This is a genomic window from Kocuria marina, assembly GCA_014652975.1.
Classification (GTDB): domain Bacteria; phylum Actinomycetota; class Actinomycetes; order Actinomycetales; family Micrococcaceae; genus Kocuria; species Kocuria marina.
The window spans coordinates 334,019-354,413 of the sequence record BMZV01000001.1 but is presented as its reverse complement, the minus strand read 5'-3'; the positions used below and the strand labels follow the sequence as shown (position 1 = coordinate 354,413).

The window sequence follows — 20,395 nt, the reverse complement described above, 5'->3', positions numbered from 1 at the left end:
CCAATTAGGAGTTGCGGGTCTTTCCAGGAGTGGCATTGCCGCCCTGCCCGGCGACGAGGCGGCGCGTCCCCTTCGCGCAGTAGGCGACCACCCGCTCGAGCGGTCCCTGCCCAAGAGTCCGCTGCCAGATGACGGCGAAGACGACGGCCACCAGTACGTGCACGAGGTACCAGAGGTAGGGGGAGTCGTAATGCAGCTCGAGGGACAGCGCCAGCAGGTGCGCCGAGTAGAGCGTAAGGGTCATCGATCCCATCGCGGACAACGGCACGAGCCAGTCCCCGATCTTCTGGCTGATCAGCAGGAACACCCCCAGCACCGCCAGACTCAGTCCGAGGCTGGCCGCAATGGCCAGCGGCGTGTTGGAATGCGGGGTCGTGATGGCCAGCCACCACCCGGTGTCGGTCGGTAGCGAGTCGGTACCCCACACCAGGATCTCGTCGAGCGTGGACTCGCTTAAGCGCGATGTCTCCTGCAATACGGAGTAGCCCCCGAGGCCGTAGAGGAGCACGGCGGACACGAGCTGGGCCAACACGGTGAGCGCGACGCCCACGATCACCAAGCGGACCTGGGTGCGCACTGCTCGCAGATCCAAGCGGCCCAGCCCCATCCCGACCAGCAGGTACGTCATGTACGGCAGCGCCGGGTAGTTGCCGGTCAGCAGAAGCTGAGACAGCGTGCCCGCGGGGTTGCTGAGGACATTGGGCAGCGTGGGGTTGTAATACCACCACTCCGGCAGGACATCCAGCATGCGCTGCATCAGCAGGGGCGAGAGGATCCCGAACCCGGCGGCCCAGATGAACAGCGTCTTGGGGCGGGCATGCAGGAACGGGATGGCCAGGATGAAGAACATGCCGTAGTAGAACAGGATGTTGTAGGCGGGAGGGTCCTCCGGCATCGCGGCGTTGACGGTCATGCCCACCGTGACGATCAGCAGGGCGCGGACCAGGACACTCACCCGGTCAGCGGTCAGGGCTCGCCCCTCGCGTGGTTGCCGGGCGCCGGAGCCCAGCGCCAGGCCCACTCCGGCCAACAGCGCGAACAGGGCCGCCGAGTGCCCGGAGAACAACCGCCAGGACCAGCTGGCCTCCCCGGTCTGTTCGTTCCACGCGGGCAGCAGGTGGATGGCCATGAGCCCGATCAGTGCCAGCCCCCGGGCGGCATCGATCCCCACCAGTCGCCGCTTGCGCGGCGCCCCGTCCGTTGCGGTTGCCACGTCCCCCGTGCCACCGCGTCGTGTCGAATTCACTCGTCCTCCTGAGTTCCCCCCGGCCTCGCGGCCCCCTAACACGTGCTTTCAGGGATAAGCCCTACCCTGCCCGCGACCGTTCCCACAAATCGAACGCCATGGCCAGTTCCACCAGATCGGTGGGTGGGAGCTCCTGGAGCCGCTTGGCGATCGCCTCGGACTGGCGGTTCTGATTCCATACGGAATCCTCCAGCACAAGACGCACCTGCGGGGAATGCGAGAAGTCCGCCCTGGTGTTGTTGCGCGCCTGTTGCTGCAGGTCCGTGTTCTCGGCGGCCTCGCGGACCAGTAGTTCCACGGTGCTCACCTTGTGCTCGTCGCTGGCATCCAGGCCTCCGAGGAATCTGTTGACCTTCTCCACCAGTTCGGCCTTGGCCGCCCGCTCGCGTTCCTGCTGGCGGGTCATACCGGCCTCGGTCATGCCCTGCAAGCCCCGTGCCTCGCCGTCTTCCAGTTGCAGGTCCTCGTCCCGCTGCTTCTCCAGCCGGTAGTGAGTGAGGACGACGTCGTCCGCCGTCACCGTCTCGCGCTCGCCGCCGTCCAGCTGTTCGCGCAGCAGTCGCGCCAACAGGTCCGCGAACACCGAGAGCTTGAGGTAGTACGTGTCCCCGAAGTTGAGGATCTGGGAGAAGAACGCATAGGACGTCGTGTACTGGCCCAGCAGGGAACGGAACTCGTCGAGTTCGTCGCGCGCTGCGGCGTCGTCGTCGTACACGGCGCGGGACCAGCGGTTGGTGAACCGCTCGACCGCCGGCACCAGCGCCGAAGTCAGCGCGCCGCGCTTGCCGTTCCTGTCCGACCACGCCGCCCACACCCGGTCGACCTCTGCGGGCGTGTAGATGTTGGCGGCATCCAGCTTGGTCATCTGTTTGGCCACGAGGTCCGGGTCCGAATCGGTTTCGATGCGCGCGTCCTCGTAGTAGTCCTGGAACGCCGCCAGGATCTGGGCGGGGTCGTTGACGAAGTCCAGCACGTACGTGTTCTTCTTGCCGTCCGCGCGCCGGTTGAGCCGCGACAGCGTCTGCACCGCGGCGATCCCGGACAGCTGCTTGTCAACGTACATGGCGGTGAGCAGCGGCTGGTCGAAGCCCGTCTGGTACTTGTTCGCCACGATCAGGATGTTCTGGTCCTCCTGCCCGAACACCCCGGCCAGGTCCCTCCCGCGCAGTTCCGGGTTCATGGACGCCTCGGTCACCTCGGGCACGGCCGTGTTACCGATCGCGGTAACATCCGGATCCGGCAGCGAGCCCGAGAATGCCACGAGGGTTTGCAGCGGCAGCTTCTCCCGTTCGATGTGCTTCTGGAACGCCCGCTGGTACTTCACCGCGGACGCACGCGACCCCGTCACCACCATGGCCTTCGCGCGCCCGCCCAGCTCCTTCTTCACGGTGTGCTGATAGTGCTTGAGGATCACGTCCACCTTGGAATCCACGTTCGTGGGGTGCAGCTCCACGAACCCGATGTACGCGCGCGTCCCCTTGCGCACGTCCACCTCGTCCTCGGTCGACGACGCCGCAGTCCCCGTCCTGCCCTCGGGCACCGTCTCGGGGTCCGCACCCTTGAGGGCGATCCGCGCGGCCATCTCGTACGTGGTGTAGTTCTTGAGCACATCCAGGATGAACCCCTCCTGGATGGCCTGCTTCATGGAGTACAGGTCGAACGCCTGTCGCTTACCGTCCGGGCCCGGGGTGCCGAACAGATCCAGGGTCTTGGCCTTGGGGGTTGCGGTGAACGCGAAATAGCTGATCCGACGACCGTCGTCCGCCTGTGCGGCCATCTGGACCAGGGCGTCCTGGTCCGCGCCCGGCTCCAGCTCGGTCTCCTCGCCCGTCTGCGCCGCGGTCGGGTCGTTGCGGTACAGCAGGTCCTTGACCGACGACGCCGCGGCCCCCGTCTGCGACGAATGCGCCTCGTCCGCGATCACCGCGAAGCGCTTGCCCTCGAATGTCCCGCCCTTTTCCCGGATCTTGGCGAGGGCGTGCGGGAAGGTCTGCAGGGTCACGCCGATGATCTGCGTGCCCGCCCGCAACGCTTCCAGCAGGCGCTCGGTCTTGGAGCCCTCGGAACCGGAGGTGATGGGTTCGAAGGTTCCCGTGGTCACGACCAGCTGATCCACCGCGTCCTGGAGCTGGCGGTCCAGCACCTGCCGGTCCGCAATGACGAACACGGTGTCGAAGACCTTCTCGCCCTCCGGTGTGTGCAGGGACGCCATGCGGTGGGCGGTCCAGGCGATCGAGTCCGTCTTGCCGGAACCTGCGGAGTGCTGGATGAGGTACTTCTGCCCGGGTCCGTCTTCTCTGGCGGCCTCGGTGAGCTTGGTGACCGCGCGCCACTGATGGAAGCGAGGGAAGCGGATCTGGCTGGACTCGGTGACCCGCCCCGTCCGGGGATCGGTCTTCTTCTCGTGGTTCACGTACACGAACTTCGTGAGGATCGTGATCCACGTGTCCTTGTCCAGGATGTGCTCCCAGAAGTAGGACGTGGCCACGCCGTCCTGCGACCGCGGGTTGCCAGCTCCGTTGTCATGCCCCTGATTGAAGGGCAGGAAAAATGTGTCCGCGCCTCTGAGCTGGGTGGTCATGTAGACGTCGTTCTCGGTGAGTGCGAAGTGCACCAGTGCACCTCTATGCGGGGTCAGCAGCGGTTCACCGGCTGGCGTGCGGTCCGTCTTGTACTGCTCGATGGCCGCCTGCAGCGACTGCGTGAAGTTCGTCTTGATCTCGACGGTCGCCACGGGCAGCCCGTTGAGGAACAGCACCAGGTCGATCCGGTCGCTCTTCCGCGTCGAGTAGCCGACCTCCTGCACCACCCGCACCCGGTTCTTCGCGTAGCGCTCCGTGATCCGGGGATTGCGGTTGTCTGCGGGCGGGGCTGTGAGCATGCTGAACTTCTGCGCCCCGGGGACCGAGAAACCGCGACGAAGCGTATTGAGGGTGCCACCGCCGGCCTTTTCCGACTGCCCCAGCTGAGATGCCAGGCGATCCAGAATCCGGCGCTCGCCCTTGGCTCGGGCGGCGTCATCGCCATGCTCTGGAACGATCCGGGCATACTGCTCCGGTTGCGTGTCCTGCAGCCAGCCGAGAACGTCCTCGGGGAACAGCGCCCGTTCTTTGTCGTAGCCCTGGGAGTTGGGGGAGTGGGACCACCCGTGCCCCTCCAGGTACTCCGCGATCTCCTTCTGGAATGGTTTTTCCTGATGCGGTGCACTCATGCGTACTCCCTGTGCAGGCCCTGCGCGACGTCGTCCTCGAGCTGCTCCGCCGCGGGCTTGTTCTTAGCGGTGACGTCGATTTGCCCGGTCACCGCCGCGGTGATGAGGGCAGCACGGCGCTCGCGGGCTAGGTCAATGAGTATTTTGGCCTCGCGTGCAAGTTGTGTTGCGTCACGGAGCGATTTGTCGAGGGAACGTACAATGTCAGTTTGCTCATGCTCTGGGGGGATGGGAATTCGGAGTGAGCGAAGCTTGTCTTGATTGATGTTCGGTTGGCCACCACCAGAAGCAAGTGTAAGAAGGTGCCGGCGAGCAGCCAGAAGAGCAAAAAACGGATACCTGGACGGGCCTTTACGGTAATCTGAAAACACACAAATTGCCTGGTTGACAGTTGCAGGAACTTCGAGCCACCCGAGCCGCCCAATCGTAGCTCCGTACATCGCAATCATTAGGGAACCTGCGGGATGAACTCGAAGCGCAGAATACTTCCTTACTGCCTCATCCGACACTAATTTTTTCGTAATTGAAACGCCAGTCTCTCGCAGTTCGCTGCTGGTCACCCAGGGAATTGTCCCATTAAAGGAATCCACGTCATCCGATGCCGGAGTGGTGCCTGACCCAACGTTTGAGAAGAGCCAGCTAATCCGCTCCATCTCCCAATGATTCGGAATCTCACCGATCCAAGCGGACCCCGACTCCTTACGGAGAGTGGTGCCTAGCTGCTTGCCGGTGATAATCGTCTCGATAAGTACAGACGTTCGCTCTTCAATTAGATCTATAAACCGGGATTGATCAGTGATGAATGCATCGGTTTCGGCGGTCTCGTGGTCGAGGTAGTCCGCGATCGCGGCCTGTTGTGCGGTGGGCGGCCGGAGCAGGAGGGTGCGCTCGAAAGCGGCGGGATCGAGGTCCCATTGGTTGGGTCGCACGCCCGTCGAAATGCTGCCGTAGTGCTGGAAATAGAGGCCTGAGCGAAGAAGGTAGTGCAAATATCTGGCGTTCATGCCTGTCGTAAGTGTGGGACGGTAGACAAAATAGGCAGGGCTGATGATGCCAGTATGGTCTGAGATGGCAACCGATCCTTGCCAGGCTTTCATCTTGTTTACAACCAGATCGCCGGTATCAACCTTCTGGTACTTGCTGAGGTCGTCTGATGCTTTGTTGAAGTTGTCGGAACGGCTGTCCTTGGGGATGACGCCATGGTCACGATAGATTGATAGCAATTGCTCGGACCCATTTCCCAGTCGCTTGCTACGGCGGAATGTGAACTTCAACGGCGTGGTGGCCCACTCGCGGTGGGCGGCAAGCGTTGTGACAGTTTCGTTAAAGCTGTTGGTTTTCACCCCTTGACCTCCTCCAGTCGTGCACGGATATGTCCGAGGACCTCCTCTAGATCGCGGTCAATCTCTTCCAGGGGTCTGGGCGGAACGTACTCGTAGAAGTGGCGCGTGAAGGGGATTTCCGCGCCCTCCTTGGTCTTGGACTCGTCGATCCAGGCATCGGCGACGAAGGGTTTGACCTCGCGCTCTAGATACTCGTGAATGTCCTGGTCCCACGGGACGTTCTCGGTGTCGCGCAGCGTGGGGTCCGGTTCCGGGTCCCTGACGCGGTTGGTTTGCAGCTCCCCGTCCTCGTCCCGCTCACTCAGCTCGGTCACGATGGACTTGAGTACCGCGGGCTTCACCTGCAGCCCGGCCTCGGCCAGGACGTCGAGAAGTTCCGACGTGAACGCGCTCTTATTGGTACTGACCTCTCCGGCCGCGCGCTGGGACCGGGCGTGGAGAGCGGAACGGAGCGCGACGGCGTCGTCGTCGGGGAGCTTGGCGACGGGCCTGGAGGCCATGACGCGCTCGATGCGCTCGGCGGTGAACGCGAAGTTGACCTTCAGCGGGCGCTCGACCGTGATGGTGCGGTAGAAGAAGTCCTCGGTGCGGAAGATCTTGGAGTGCTTCGACTCGGCGAACGCCTCGTAGACCCGGGTGATCTCGGCGATGTTGTCCGCGGATAGCTCCTTGCGCTTGGAGCCCACGGACTTGCGCATCTTCACGAACATGCCGGTGGCGTCGATCAGCTGGACCTTGCCGCGGCGTTCGGGGGCCTTGTCCTTGGACAGGATCCAGACGTAGGTGGAGATGCCGGTGTTGTAGAACATGTCCGTGGGCAGACCGATAATCGTCTCGAGGTAGTCGTTGTCGAGCACCCACTTGCGGATGTTGGATTCCCCGGAGCCGGCACCGCCCGTGAACAGGGGGGAGCCGTTGAGCACGATGGCCGCGCGGCCGGCCGACTGGTTCTCCTCCGTGGCGCTGGGTTCGCGCATCTTGGAGATCAGGTGCATCAGGAACAGCAGCGAGCCGTCCGAGACGCGGGGCAGGCCGGGGCCAAAGCGGCCGGCGAACCCTGCGATCTGGTGCTCGGTCTCCACGGTCTTGCGGTGCTGCTTCCAATCCACGCCGAACGGTGGATTCGACAGGCAGTAGTGGAACGTGCGGTTCTCGAATGCCGGGTTGGTCAGGGTGTTGCCCAGGACGATGTTGTCGATGGGCTGGCCCTTGACCACCATGTCCGCCTTGCAGATTGCATAAGAGGCGGGGTTGATCTCCTGGCCGAGCAGGTTGACCCAGGCCTCGCTGTTGAACTGCTTGATCTTGTTCTCGGCGGCGGAGAGCATGCCGCCGGTGCCCGCGGTGGGGTCGTAGACGTCGCGGCCGATGCCGGGGGTGGTGAGATCCTCGTCGTCGTGGAGCAGCAGCGTGACCATGAGGTCGATGACCTCGCGCGGGGTGAAGTGCTCACCCGCGGTCTCGTTGGACGCTTCCGCGAACTTGCGGATCAGTTCCTCGAAGATGTGACCCATCTGCTCATTGGACACCGCATCCGGGTGCAGGTTGGCCTTGGTGAAGTGCTGCAGGACCTGCAGGAGCAGATCGTGCTGGGCGAGGCCGGAGATGGTCTGCTCGAACTCGTACTTCTGGAAGATCTCGCGCACGTTCTCCGAGAAGGCGTTGACGTAGTCCCGCAGGTTCTCCTCGAGGTTGTCGGGGTCACCCTGCAAAGTCTTGAGGGTGTGGCGGGAGCGGTTGAAGAAGTTGTACGTGTGCTCGTTGCCGGCCTGCTTGGTGCGGTTGCGGATCATCGCCAGGGGCGGCTCGGTGTCCACGTAGGTGGGGCCGATGGCCTCTAGCACATCCTCCTTGCTGGGGGCGAGCACCGCGTCCAAGCGGAACAGGACGGTGAACGGCAGGATCACATCCCCGTACTGATGTTGCTTGTAGGTGCCGCGCAGGATGTCTGCGGCACCCCAGATGAAGGACGCGTGGTTGAACACGGTGGGTGGCTGCCTTACTCGGTGGTGCGGGGGTCTACCGTGCAGTCTACGAGGGGGGCAATGAGAAGCTGTTCTCTTCGCCGCCTTTTGTGAGCTGAAGGTTCCCGGATCTGGTGCCGGCCAACCAGCGGAACCAAATGGGTCTGTTGCACGAACTGGTGACAGTGTGACCTGCCCCTGTTGGAGACTCTCTGTGGGCTCGCGGGTTTGTACCTTGCCGTGAAGCACCCGGACAGGTAGTACGGCCGCCCGCAGTTCGGCGCCGCGGAGGCCGCGGGCGGCGTCGTCGATGGCCCGCGCGAACGGACGCGCCGCCGGACAGTGGGTGGAAACATCTGTGGTGCAGAACGACCAGAAAACAAGGAAAAACCGTGCGGATCGCGGCATGGATGTAGTGGAGAGCGTTTGCCGCGGCGCCAGAGGGTGAGGAGGGGGAAGCCGCCCTCCCCGAGGGTTCACCCTCCCGCCACCCGGCACACCCCGCAACCTTTTGATGAGTAACTCAAAACATGACATAGTGAAGCTATGACCTCGACCACTCTGACCGATCAGCCCGGGGAACGGGAGAACGGCGGCGGCGCCGTCGTTCCCGTGCCGTGGACCGATCGGATCCGGGCGGCCGGACTGCGGGTCACCAAGCCCCGACTGGCGGTGTTGGACGCGCTCGAGCGCCACCAGCACGCCACCGCGGACGAGGTGCTCGCGGACGTGCGCACGGCATTGCCGGAGATCACGGTGCAGTCCATCTACGTGGTGCTGCACTCGCTCACGGACGCCGGACTGTTGCGCCAGCTGGACCTGGCGAACTCCCCGGCACGGTACGAAACCCGGGTCGACGATAACCACCACCATGCCGTGTGCACGGTGTGTGGACGCATCGAGGACGTGGCCTGTGCCGTGGGGCATGCACCGTGCCTGACCCCCAGCGAGACCCACGGGATGAGCATCCACGTGGCCGATGTCGTCTACCAAGGCGTGTGTTCCGACTGCTCGGCCCAGCGGGCCGGTGCGACCGCGGTGCCCGTCTAGACCCCTGAGCTCCGGGAACCCATCCGGGTCACCGGTTCACCCACCCATCCCAACCCCATCAAGGAGTACGCGATGACGGAACCCACCCCGCACGCCACCGGGTCCACGACCCAGGCCGGCATTCCCGCTGTCAGCGACCGCAACTCGCTGACCACGGGCCGCGACGGAGCCATCGTGCTGCACGACCACCACCTGGTGGAGACCCTGCAGCACTTCAACCGGATGAACGTTCCCGAGCGTCGTCCCCACGCCAAGGGCGCGGGCGCGTTCGGCACCCTGGAGATCACCGAGGACGTCTCGCAGTGGACCAAGGCGGACTTCCTGCAGCCGGGTAAGAAGACCGAGATGCTGGCTCGCTTTTCCACCGTGGCCGGCGAGCTGGGCTCCCCGGACACCTGGCGTGACGTCCGTGGCTTCGCCCTGAAGTTCTACACCGAAGAAGGCAACTTCGACCTCGTGGGCAACAACACCCCGGTGTTCTTCGTGCGCGACCCCATGAAGTTCCCGCACTTCATCCGCTCCCAGAAGCGCCTGCCGGACTCCGGCCTGCGTGACGGCACCATGCAGTGGGACTTCTGGACCAACAACCCCGAGTCCGCACACCAGGTCACCTACCTCATGGGCGAGCGCGGTCTGCCCAAGACCTGGCGTCACATGAACGGTTACAGCTCGCACACCTACATGCTCGTCAACGAGCAGGGCGAGAAGTTCTGGGTCAAGTGGGCCTTCATCTCCCAGCAGGGTGTGGAGAACCTCTCCAACGAGGAGGCCGAGCGCCTGGCCGGTGCCGACGGTGACGTCCACCGCCGCGACCTCTTCGACGCCATCAAGAACGGCGAGTTCCCCAAGTGGGACCTGTACTGGCAGATCATGCCGTACGAGGAGGCCAAGACCTACCGCTTCAACCCCTTCGACCTGACCAAGGTCTGGCCCCAGAAGGACTACCCGCGGCACAAGGTCGGCACCATGACCCTGAACCGCAACCCGGAGAACTTCTTCGCGGAGATCGAGCAGGCCGCGTTCTCCCCGGCGAACATGGTTCCTGGCACCGGCAATTCCCCGGACAAGATGCTGCTGGGCCGCAACTTCGCGTACGCGGACGCCCAGCTCTACCGCATCGGCACCAACTTCCAGCAGCTGCCGGTCAACCGCCCGATCAACGAGGTGCACACCTACAACTTCGAGGGCAGCATGACGTATCACCACAGCGGTGCCCGGCGGGTGTACGCCCCGAACTCCTTCGGTGACTCCTGGTCGGACGAGACCGGCCCCGTGGACAATGGCTGGGAGGACGACGGCGCTCTGGTCCGCGAGGCCTACACCTTGCGTCAGGACGACGACGACTTCGGTCAGCCGGGCACCCTGATCCGCGAGGTCTTCAACGACGCGCAGCGCGCGCGGTTCGTGCAGACCGTGGCCGGCGCCCTCGAGGGTGTCGCGGAGCCGGTGCTCTCCAACGCCTTCCAGTACTGGAAGAACGTGGACGAGAACATCGGTCAGCGCATCGAGGAGGCCGTCAAGTCCAACGCCGCCAGCCCCGAGGTTCCGGGCATGGGCGTGGACGAGGACCCTACGAGCAACTCCGAGATCAGCGAGTAACGCTCCGGGGGTGAACGGACCCCGGGTGAGTTCGGTGGGTCCGGGCGCGGTGGGATGACCACCGTGCCGGGCTCCCGGCCGCCGGGGGCCGCCCACCCCTGACGTTCACACGCGTGCGAACACCCGGTCAGTGATCCTGGCCGGGTGTTCGCGCGTTCTGGGTCCAGGGTGCCCGCCCGGGGGCGCGGACCCGGACGCTACTTCAGCTCCGTGACCGGTCGGAACTCGTACCCCAGCTTCTTGATGCCGGTGACCGTCTTCTTGAGGTACTCGATGTCCAGGTACGGGTGGAAGAAGAAGCTCGCGGTGGATTCGCGCACGGTCAGGTTCGCATTGGCCCGTGAGACCAGGAACTCCGGGGTGCGGGCGGCATGGTTGTTCTGCTCGCCCTCGGTGATGTTGCCCAGGTTCTCGGGGTACACCGTTCCGCCGTAGATATCGCTCACCGTGAATGGGAACTGCTGGCTGTAGGACTTACCGGCTTCGGAGGGTTGCCCCGTGAGGATGCCCGCGTAGTAGTCGCCCTGTTCGTAGCGCGCGTCGTACTCCTGGGCCATGGCCACGTACGAGTTCACGGAACCGCCGTAGTGCGGTGTCTCGAAGATCGTGGGCTCACCCAGACCGGCGTGCTCCATCACGGGGCGTCCCGCGTCCAGGCGGTCCTTCCACTCGTCCACGTCGTCCTGGGCCACGCGGCGCAGGTCCTTCGGGTTGGACTCCGGGCCCACGTCCTCCAGGCGCACCGCGGCCTGCTTCACCGCGGGGGCGTCCGAACCCACGAGGTCGTAGAAGAGATCCGTGTAGACCAGGTACACGTCGTTCGCGTCGATGTAGTCCAGGGGCACCTCGGTCAAATAGGTGAGGTTCCGGAGCGGATGGCCCACGGGGCCTCCGGGGAACCGTTCGGCGTGCACGAGGCGGGCTTACCGCGCTCGGTGCACTGCGACGTCGCCAGGACCTCCACCTTGTCGTTCGTGCCCGTGAACGGGACCACGATCTCAGGGGCACCCTGGGTCTCCCGGTGCACCTTCTCGCCCTGGTACTCGACCGAGGTGACCTTGGAACTGTCCACCGTGGTCGCGGCGCGGGGGTCCCGGCGGTACTTGTCCCGGAACTGGGCGTTCTGCGCGCCGTCGGGACCCGCGAGGGCTTCGATGTTGCGGCCCAACCACATCACGGGCTTGTCGGTAGAGCGGACGTCGTCCAGGAAGGCCTGGGGGAGCGGGACGCGGTGGTCGGCGCCGATGTACACCGCGGCGTCGTAGTTCTCGACCATGGCGTCCGTGTAGTCGGCCACCGGCTTGAGTTCGGTCCTCCCGAAGTGTGTGAGCAGGTTGCCCGTGGCGATCGCGTGCATGGCGTTGGCGTCCGCGGCGGCACCGGTGTTGTCGAAGAGCACGCCGTGCGCACCCCGCGCCAGCCCGGCGCGGACGATCCCGTCAGCCCTGCCCCATGATCTCGAAATCGTGGAACAGGACCTTGGCGTCCTCCGTGTACAACCCGATCGCGCCACCTCGGTAGGGAGTCTCCTCGTCCGTGACGGTGGCCAGTTCGGTCCCGTCCACCGTGACCGTCATCCTGGGCCAGTCCTGCGTGATCTCCACCCGGTAGTCCCTGCCCACCGGGAAGGTCCGGTCCCCACCGGACGCGATGAACCGCTGCGCCCCCGTGTAGGCCGGGTCCTGCTTGGAGATCTCCCAGCCGTTGGGTTTGAGCGCCACCGCGTAGAAGTGGTCGTTGTCACGCAGGTTCCACTGCACCCAGCCCACTTCCCACGCATTGGGTTCGTCATTACGGCGCAGTTGCTCCTCGGTGCGCACCGTGACGGCGAAGTCGGCGTCGTCGTAGTCCTCCACCGTGTGCACGAGCGCCCCGTGGGTCACGATGGCGGCCTCGGCCGTGTGGGGTTCCAGCAGCACCTGCCGGTCGTTGCCCTTCACGGTGCCGTAGCCCGTGTACATGACCTGCCAGCGCCCGTGCACCTCCCCGTCCGCCCACGGCTGCACGCGCCACAGGTTATTCATGACGGCCATCACCGCGAGCACCAGCACGATCGTCGCGACGAGTACGACGACGCCGCGTTTCCTCATGCATGGGCCTCCACCGTGAGCTCCCGGGCCGAGGAGTCCACCTGCTCCTGGTTCTCGACCACGCGTTCCGTCTTGGCCCAGCCGTTGTGGCCGCGCACCGCGCGCCACGCGGCCTTCCAGCCGGCCACGTACCACAGCATGGCGTAGAGCACGTAGAGGTGGACCAGGCCCACGGCCTTGACCGGGTTCAGACCGCTGTGACGTTCCTGCGACCAGTACACCAGCCCGTAGAGCAGCGCGGGTCCGAACGCGATCAGGTAGGACGAGAGCCACCACCCGGAAACCACCGCGTGACCCGTGACGATCCCGACCGCGAGGTCCAGCACCCAGAAGGCGAACGCCAGGGACAGGAAGGACGTAAGCAGCAATAGGAACGGGCTCGTCAGGTGGTACAAGAGATCCGCCCGGCGGCTGCCGGTGAGGTCCCGCAGCACCCACGGCACCAGGTTCCAGGACTGCAGGTGGCCCTGGAACCACCGGGTGCGCTGCTTGACCCAGCGCTTGACGTCCACGAGTCCCTGCTGGTGCACGGACGCGGTGGAGACGAACTCGGTCTGCCACCCGTCCATGAGCAGTCGCACGCCCAAATCCAGGTCCTCGGTGAGGCTGCGCGACCACGGGGACACACCCAGCCCGTCGAGCGCGGAGAGCCGGACGAACTGGCCGTTGCCGCCGAGTCCCACGCTGCCCAGGTGCCGGCGGCCCCGCTGGAACACGTGGGTGTAGAGCACGAACTCGAGGTCCTGCATCCGGGCCAGGAGGTTCTGCTGGCGGTTGTTGATCCGCACGCCGATCTGCACCGCGCCCAGGCGGTTGTCCTTGAACAGGGGCATGACGTCGTCCAGGGCGTGCGGGTCCAGACGTCCGTCCGCGTCCATGACGCACACGACCACGTCAGAATGAGACGTCCCGGCGATCAGATCGCTCGTGCGCAGGTACTGGATGGCGGCGTTGAGCGCCTCGCCCTTCCCCTCGCGGGCGTGGGGCAGGGTGCGCTGGAACAGGTGCACGCGCGGGTCCGGGAACGAGCGCACGATCTCGGCCGTGCCGTCGTCGGAACCGTCGTCGATCACCATGATCTGGAGGTCCGGGTGGTCCAAGCCGACGAGCCGCTCGAGGCTGGGCCGCAGGACGCGTTCCTCGTTGAGGCACGGGATCACGAAGACCACCTTGTGGTGGCCGGGGACGGTGGCGATCTTCACCCTACGGTGCTGCGAGCGCTGCGGTTCGAAGCGGGAGAGCACCAGGATGAACATGCCGTACAGGACGCTCAGGGCCACGAGGACCACGGCGAGCACCAGGATGAGGTCGATACGATGACCGAAGACCAGGATCACGGTTCAGCCCTTCACCTTCAGCGCGTGCCGACCGCGCGCGGGCAGCTCCTGGTACGGCTGGTCCTCGGCGGCGGTCACGGGCGCCATCTCGCGCGGGTGCGCGGCCTGACGGGGCCTGCGCCGGATCTGGTGCCACGTGGTGATGGCGCTCGCGATGGACACCGTGCTGAGGAAGAACAGCAGGTACGCCAGGAACAGCACCATGGCGATCATCAACAGCACGCGGCTGCCGCCCTGCAGGAACGCCTGCAACGTTTCCCCCACGGACGCGATTTCGGACAGCGCAAAGACATGCAACACGAATCCCCCGATTCCCCCTGTGGCGTCGCGATCATCCCCCCGGACTCACGACACCTGTGACCCCTCCAGAATACGTCGGGCACAACCATGCGTTGTGGCACGTAATTGCGACTGCGAACGCTCCGTGGGCCGAACGGCCCACGGGGTGTGGGGTGTCGAGGGAAGACTTCCGGCGCGCAGCGGCATAAAGGTGCGTTTCGCATGTAAACAAATGCATTTAAATAAAAAGTTATGGGCTCAAACTCTATGCAGTAACGCCAAACAGGGGACAGTAACCGACGTTTCGATCAAGGCGGACACGTACCCTAGGGCCATGCTCTCTTCGGTGACGCCCATACCCCCACTGTCCGATCTGCTCGATACCGCTCGGGTGGTCTCCCTGCCCATGCGCGTGCGGTTCCGGGGGGTCACCGCCCGGGAAACGGTGGTCTTCCACGGCCCGGCGGGTTGGGGCGAGTTCGGCCCCTTCCCCGAGTACGAGGACGCCGAAGCGGCGTCGTGGTTGCGCGCGGGCATCGAGGTGGCATGGACCGGGTTCCCCGACCCCGTGCGCACCCGGGTGCCCGTCAACGCCACGGTCCCGGCCGTCCCCGCCGAGCGCGTCCCGGAGGTCCTTGCGGGGTACGGCGGCGCGGTGCACGCCGTGAAAATCAAGGTCGCCGAACGCGGACAGAGCCTCGCGGACGACGTCGCTCGCGTCGCCGCCGTGCGCGCCGCCCTCCCGGACGCGCAACTGCGCGTGGACGCGAACATGGGCTGGAGCGAGGACGACGCCGTATGCGCACTCACCACCCTGAGCGAGTTCGAGCTCGCGTACGCCGAGCAACCCGTGGCCACCGTGCCGGGGCTGGCCGCCGTGCGCCGTCGGCTGCGGGGCGCGGGGAACAAATTGTTGATCGCCGCGGACGAATCCGTGCGCAAGGCGCAGGACCCGCTGGCCGTGGCTCGGGCCGACGCGGCGGATCTGGTCGTGGTCAAGGTCGCACCCCTGGGCGGGGTACGCCGGGCGCTGGAGATCGTGGCGCAGGCCGGGCTGCCCGCCGTCGTCAGCTCCGCGATCGACAGCTCGGTGGGGATCCGGGCGGGCGTGGCACTCGCCGCGGCGTTACCGGAGTTGCCGTACGCGTGCGGGCTCGGGACGCTGTCCCTGATGACCGCGGACGTCACCGCCGAGCCCCTGCGCCCGGTGGACGGCTACCTCCCGGTGCGGGACGTGGCGGTCTCCGAGGATCTGGTGACGGAACACGCGGTCACGGGCCCGCGCCGTGACTGGTGGCTCGAGCGGATCTCCCGCACGTACGAGGTGCTGCGGGGCGGGGACGTTTAGACGGCGGAAGGGGCCGACACTACGCATGGGTAGGATCGGCCCCTTCTTGGCAAGTCCGGTTCAGCGACGGGCAGCCGGAGTGGGCTCCTCGGTGGCGGATTCAACCAAAGGAGTATCGATATGGGGCTTCAAGCGCGAGGCCGCGAAGGCAGCTAGAGCTACCACGACCGCAACCCCGATGTAGAGCTGGGTCGGTGACCAGCCGCCGTCGAGGAGGGTGCCCACCAGAATGGGTGCCAGAATGGCTCCCACCCGGCCAATTCCGAGACCCCATCCGACACCGGTTGCTCGCACCTCCGGCGCATACGTCTGAGGCGCCACGGTGTAGAGTCCCGCAACACAGCCGTTGATGAGCATTCCCACGACAACACCACTCAGGAATGCGAGAGCCGGAATTGATGTAGTAGTAATGAATACCACCAATAGCACGGCCGCAAGAATAGTGAAGACCACGAGAGTGTCGCGCGCGTTACGCCGAATGGTCAGAACACCGTAGATCAGCGAACCGAAGGTTCCACCCATGGTCAGCATCAGGCCCCCCACGATGCCTTGTTGCTCCGTCATCCCGGATTCAACCAGAAGTCTCGGCGTCCATGAATTCGCGAAGTAGAAGCCGAACATGATGACGAAGAACGATACCCATAGCAGGATGGTCGAAACCCGGTACCGGCCACCAAGCAGCTGCGTTACGCTACCCTGTGACGAATTGGTTGTGGTGGGTGCATCCCCCAGGAAAACGTCCCCCTTGAGCCCGATCCGTCGGGCAATTCCAGCCACCTTCTCTTCGGCATTCTTGGGGCGTCGGACACGGTAGTAATCAACTGATTCTGGCAGGATAACCAGGATCAAAACGGCTGCGAACAATGTCACAAGGCCACCGGCAAGGAACACGGAGCGCCATCCGAAAGCGGGAATCAGCTGGGTGGCGCCCATTCCACCCAGTGTCGCACCCACCCCGTAGCCGGCGGTGTAGATACTGATGGCCATGCCGCGATTCTTCACATTGGAGTACTCGCTGGTGATGACCGTAACCGTTGCGAGGATGCCGCCCACACCCAGCCCGGTGATGACTCGCCATGCGCCCAGCTCAAGGGCGGAGTTCGCCGTGGCGGAAAGGAACAAACCTGCGGCATTAATGCCAACCGCGACCAACAAGATCTTGCGACGTCCGAAGCGATCAGCGAACGGGCCCAGCAAGAGTGACCCAGCAGCCATGCCGATCAGACCGGAACTCAGCAGCCAGCCCAGCTGGGCTCCTGTGAGTTCGAACTCCTTGGAGACGGAGGTCGCGGTGAAGGCCATTGCCAACACGTCGTACCCGTCGAGGGCGTTGAGAAACGCGGCTAGTGCAACAATGACCCATTGATATGCCGACATCTTGGAAATGTCGATCTTACGGCGAATGTCCAAAACATGCCTTTCAGGGAACGTCGATGGTTACGAGGGCTGACTGTGCGGGGTTTCCCGGAGTTGAATCCGGTCGAGTTGCTACTGCGCGGGAGACGCAGCAGCACATTGTGGCGTTCGGGGCCTTCTGGCGGTCGGAATAGAAGACGTCTCGATGATCAGCTTCCCCGGAAAGCTCCAGAATCTTCACCTGACAGAGACCACACTCTCCCCGGCGACAATCCGACATGGTGTCCACACCTCCGCGTTCCAGCGCTTCGAGCATCGACTCATCCGAATTCACGGTGGTCCTGAAGTTCAATCGGGGAATATGGACTTCGAAGGGCTCGGCCTCGTACCATCCACTGTTCCCGAACGTCTCGTACCTCAAATTGGTAGGGTCCAGGCGGTTATCGGACCACGCCCTGCGAACAGCATCCATCAAGCGAATGGGTCCGCACATGTACAGCTCGGTGCCATCGGCAACGTTGCTCACGAGATCAGCGACATCCAGAGTTCTCCCCCGATCATCCAGGTGAACCTCGATACGGTTGCCGTGCAGCGCTTTCAAATCCTCCATGTAGGCATGGGCACTGCTGCACGGTGAGGTGACAGTTCTATTGTCAAGCCGCGAGGTCCACGGCTGGGTTCATAATGGTCTCGCATTCCATCGGGGTCAAACGGCACAGGCGAACCTATCGACGGCGCCGGTGGTAGGTCTGTTCGATCCAGGTGATAATCGCGATCCGCAGCTCGTCACGGGTCCGCCAGCGACGGCGATCGAGGACGTTCTTCTACAGCAACGCGAAGAAAGATTCCCGCGCCGCGTGGCCGCATTGACCAGTGCGTTCACCGCGAGGCGGGCCTTCATCCGGGAATCCATGGAGTAGCCCACGATCCACCCGCAGAACGCGTCCTTACGAACGACGTCTTCGCGGAACTCTCGGGGATATGCAGCGGGCATGGTGCATATCCTTCCAGGCCGCCCGGCGGGCAAGCCAGATCAGATGTCACCCCCCCCGTACAGCAGTCCCGATCCATGATGAGGGGCCGAGGTGGCTCGAACTTGCCCCAGCACGTCAACGGGGGTTGAAACCCGCCCCTGTATGCAGCCCGGGACCCAAAGTCGCCACAATGCGGCACGCGGCGCGCGGGGCCCCGAAGGTGGTCCGTGACGGACGCGCAATTAACCCGTCGTTCGCCCGGTGGTTGCGTGGCGATCACGCCGTGATGGTGGGCTGAGCAGCGGAACCACTCGCTGACATGCATCAACGCATGTCCCACCCAGGGAGCCACGCCATGACCCAAGCGCCCGAACGCCGTCGCCTGTTGCCCATGCTGGGCCACGTCAACGGCAAGCGAAGCCCGCTCACGTGTGAACTCAAGTGCGGTAGCCAGTGCATGACCCCGGACGCGAACACATCCGGCAACGAGTACGTGCACGACGTCATCTCCGCAGCCGTCAGCCGCCGTGCCGCCCTGGGTCTGGGGATGGCCGGGGCCGTGACCGTGGGTGTGGTCGCCGCGACCGCCCAGCCGGCCGAGGCCACCTACGCCTACTGGGGTCAGGGCCGTGCCCGCCTGGACTTCACGCCCATCAAGCCCGTGGACATGACCGTGGACGACCTCTCGGTGCCCAAGGGCTACGACTGGTCGCCCATCATCCGCTGGGGTGACCCCCTGTTCTACGACTCCCCGGAGTTCGACCCCAAGAACCAAACCCCCGAAGCGCAAGCCAAGCAGTTCGGGTTCAACTCGGACTATCTGGACATCATCCCGGACCCGAACGGGCTCACGGGCGTGCTGGTGAACAACCACGAGTACACCAACGAGAACACCATGTTCCCGGCGGGCTACGACAAGACCAACCTGACCAACATGGTCAAGACCGCGATCCAGGCGCACGGCATGTCGGTCGTGGAGATCTCCCGCACCAAGGTGGGGGAGCCGTGGACCTATGTGCGCGGCGGCGCTCGCAACCGTCGCATCACGCTGACCACCACGTTCGTGATGGACGGGCCCGCCGCGGGGTCCGATCTGCTCAAGACGCAGGACGACCCCACCGGCAAGCGCGTGCTGGGCACTCAGAACAATTGCTCGGGCGGTGTGACACCGTGGGGCACGGTGCTCTCCGGTGAGGAGAACGTGCACCAGTACTTCATCACCTCCGGCACCGCCGAGGAGAAGCGCTACGGCTTCCCCACGACCATGCCGTCCCGCCGCTGGCCCGAGGTGGAGAAGCGCTTCGACGCCCGGATCGAGGGGTACAAGAACGAGCCCAACCGCTTCGGCTGGATCGTGGAGATCGACCCGCAGAACCCCAACTCCGCGCCCATCAAGCACACCGCGCTGGGCCGCTTCAAGCACGAGGGCGCGAACGTGCGCGTGGGTGACGACGGCACGGTGGTCGCGTACTCCGGTGACGACGAGAAGTTCGAGTACATCTACAAGTTCGTCTCGTCCCGCAAATACCGCAAGGGCGACAAGGCCCACAATATGAAGTTGCTCTCCGAGGGCGACCTCTACGTGGCCCGGCTGCGCGGCAACTCCCAGGCCCCCGAGATCACTGGGACGGGCCAGCTGCCCCGCGACGGCGAGTTCGACGGCACCGGCGAGTGGCTGCCCCTGCTCAAGGGTGGAAAGTCCATGGTCCGCGGCATGTCCGTGGAGGAGGTCCTGGTCTACACCCGCCTCGCCGCGGACAAGGCCGGCGCCACCAAGATGGACCGCCCGGAGGATGTGGAGCCCAACCCCCACACCGGCAAGGTGTACGCGGCGCTGACCAACAACTCCGATCGCGGCAAGCCCGGCAAGGCGGACGTGGACGAGGCCAATCCCCGCACCGGCAACCGTGACGGGTACATCCTGGAACTGACCGAGCGCAATAACCGGCCCCAGGCCACGCGCTTCGACTGGAACCTGTTGCTCGTGTGCGGTGACCCCACCAAGGATTCGGGGACGTACTTCGGGGGGTTCCCCAAGGAAAAGGTCTCCCCGATCTCGTGCCCCGACAACGTGGCCTTCGACAAGGCGGGCAACCTGTGGATCTCCACGGACGGTGCGCCCTCCAAGATCGGCTACAACGACGGTCTGTTCAAGGTGGACCTCCAGGGTGCCAATCGCGGTCGCGTGCAGCAGTTCCTGGCCGTGCCGCAGGACGCGGAGACGTGCGGTCCCGTGATCCACGACACCGAGGGCATGGTCTACGTGGCCGTGCAGCACCCCGGTGAGGACGGCACGTTCGAGCAGCCCCGCTCGTACTTCCCCGACTACGTGCTGCCCACGCGCGCCGGGGCCGGCGAGTTCTCCATGCCACGCCCCGCGGTGGTCCAGGTCTTCCACAAGAACCGGGAGGACCAGCCCGAGTTCCCCGGTGGCGTGAGCGACAAGCCGGGTAAGGGCCGCAACCAGGACAAGCGCCGCAAGAACGGCAAGAACGGCCCCAAGTACCGCGGGTACCAGGGCAAGAGCAATGCCGAGCTCAAGCGCCGCGCTCGCCAGGCGCCCAAGTCCTTCGAGGGCTGAGCTCGTAGCACCACCGC

15 protein-coding genes and 1 pseudogene are annotated in these 20,395 nt (G+C 64.9%); 4 read left to right on the top strand and 12 right to left on the bottom strand.

Translation table 11 applies throughout. The features are described from left to right. Positions 1 to 4: 4 nt before the first annotated feature. The 4 genes from IE157_RS01725 to IE157_RS01710 form a co-directional block, all read right to left on the bottom strand. Complete coding sequence (locus IE157_RS01725; RefSeq protein WP_318281253.1) at positions 5 to 1,246, bottom strand: heparan-alpha-glucosaminide N-acetyltransferase domain-containing protein; 1,242 nt, start codon at positions 1,244 to 1,246, stop codon at positions 5 to 7. Between the two features lie 61 nt (positions 1,247 to 1,307). After that, positions 1,308 to 4,457, bottom strand: coding sequence for a type I restriction endonuclease subunit R (locus IE157_RS01720; protein ID WP_193518942.1), 3,150 nt, complete (start codon positions 4,455 to 4,457; stop codon positions 1,308 to 1,310). After that, positions 4,454 to 5,800, bottom strand: a complete 1,347-nt coding sequence (locus IE157_RS01715) for a restriction endonuclease subunit S (RefSeq protein WP_193518941.1) — start codon at positions 5,798 to 5,800, stop codon at positions 4,454 to 4,456. The genes IE157_RS01720 and IE157_RS01715 overlap by 4 nt, the downstream gene beginning before the upstream one ends. Beyond that, a complete protein-coding gene (locus IE157_RS01710; RefSeq protein WP_193518940.1) occupies positions 5,797 to 7,785 on the bottom strand; it encodes a type I restriction-modification system subunit M in 1,989 nt (662 codons plus the stop codon). The genes IE157_RS01715 and IE157_RS01710 overlap by 4 nt, the downstream gene beginning before the upstream one ends. 525 nt (positions 7,786 to 8,310) lie before the next feature. Between IE157_RS01710 and IE157_RS01705 the strand changes: the two genes are divergently transcribed. Together IE157_RS01705 and IE157_RS01700 are read left to right on the top strand one after the other, a co-directional pair. Beyond that, positions 8,311 to 8,814 (top strand): Fur family transcriptional regulator, encoded by a 504-nt coding sequence (locus IE157_RS01705; protein WP_260856717.1) that lies wholly within the window; start codon positions 8,311 to 8,313, stop codon positions 8,812 to 8,814. A 72-nt stretch (positions 8,815 to 8,886) separates the two neighbouring features. Continuing rightward, positions 8,887 to 10,413: a catalase gene (locus IE157_RS01700; RefSeq protein WP_193518939.1), complete on the top strand. Its 1,527-nt coding sequence runs from the start codon at positions 8,887 to 8,889 to the stop codon at positions 10,411 to 10,413. A 197-nt stretch (positions 10,414 to 10,610) separates the two neighbouring features. Here IE157_RS01700 and IE157_RS01695 read toward each other — a convergent pair whose 3' ends face one another. Genes IE157_RS01695 through IE157_RS01675 form a run of 5 tightly spaced genes read right to left on the bottom strand, consistent with a single transcriptional unit; the run spans position 10,611 to position 14,104 of the window. Next, positions 10,611 to 11,258, bottom strand: a complete 648-nt coding sequence (locus IE157_RS01695; RefSeq protein ID WP_318281329.1) for a DUF2334 domain-containing protein — start codon at positions 11,256 to 11,258, stop codon at positions 10,611 to 10,613. Positions 11,259 to 11,263: 5 nt separating this feature from the next. After that, positions 11,264 to 11,812 (bottom strand): hypothetical protein, encoded by a 549-nt coding sequence (locus tag IE157_RS01690; protein ID WP_193518937.1) that lies wholly within the window; start codon positions 11,810 to 11,812, stop codon positions 11,264 to 11,266. Between the two features lie 40 nt (positions 11,813 to 11,852). After that, the gene (locus IE157_RS01685) at positions 11,853 to 12,503 is read right to left on the bottom strand and encodes a family 16 glycoside hydrolase (RefSeq protein WP_193518936.1); all 651 of its coding nucleotides are present in this window, start codon (positions 12,501 to 12,503) and stop codon (positions 11,853 to 11,855) included. After that, the gene (locus tag IE157_RS01680; RefSeq protein ID WP_064846680.1) at positions 12,500 to 13,840 is read right to left on the bottom strand and encodes a glycosyltransferase family 2 protein; all 1,341 of its coding nucleotides are present in this window, start codon (positions 13,838 to 13,840) and stop codon (positions 12,500 to 12,502) included. The genes IE157_RS01685 and IE157_RS01680 overlap by 4 nt, the downstream gene beginning before the upstream one ends. A 3-nt stretch (positions 13,841 to 13,843) precedes the next feature. Then, a complete protein-coding gene (locus tag IE157_RS01675) occupies positions 13,844 to 14,104 on the bottom strand; it encodes a hypothetical protein (protein ID WP_131332413.1) in 261 nt (86 codons plus the stop codon). Positions 14,105 to 14,453: 349 nt separating this feature from the next. Here IE157_RS01675 and IE157_RS01670 point away from each other — a divergent pair, with 349 nt between their 5' ends. Continuing rightward, positions 14,454 to 15,467 carry an o-succinylbenzoate synthase gene (locus IE157_RS01670; RefSeq protein ID WP_193518935.1) on the top strand — a complete coding sequence of 338 codons (1,014 nt, stop codon included), beginning with the start codon at positions 14,454 to 14,456 and terminating at the stop codon, positions 15,465 to 15,467. A 60-nt stretch (positions 15,468 to 15,527) separates the two neighbouring features. Here IE157_RS01670 and IE157_RS01665 read toward each other — a convergent pair whose 3' ends face one another. From IE157_RS01665 to IE157_RS01655, 3 genes and pseudogenes are all read right to left on the bottom strand, one after another. Next, a complete protein-coding gene (locus IE157_RS01665) occupies positions 15,528 to 16,844 on the bottom strand; it encodes an MFS transporter (RefSeq protein WP_318281251.1) in 1,317 nt (438 codons plus the stop codon). Positions 16,845 to 16,887: 43 nt separating this feature from the next. Continuing rightward, positions 16,888 to 17,433: a flavin reductase family protein gene (locus IE157_RS01660; RefSeq protein ID WP_193518933.1), complete on the bottom strand. Its 546-nt coding sequence runs from the start codon at positions 17,431 to 17,433 to the stop codon at positions 16,888 to 16,890. 43 nt (positions 17,434 to 17,476) lie between these two features. Continuing rightward, positions 17,477 to 17,772: pseudogene (locus tag IE157_RS01655) on the bottom strand (IS3 family transposase); the annotation flags it as partial. A gap of 380 nt (positions 17,773 to 18,152) precedes the next feature. Between IE157_RS01655 and IE157_RS01650 the strand changes: the two are divergent. After that, positions 18,153 to 20,378: a PhoX family protein gene (locus tag IE157_RS01650; protein WP_098054820.1), complete on the top strand. Its 2,226-nt coding sequence runs from the start codon at positions 18,153 to 18,155 to the stop codon at positions 20,376 to 20,378. Positions 20,379 to 20,395 lie beyond the last annotated feature (17 nt).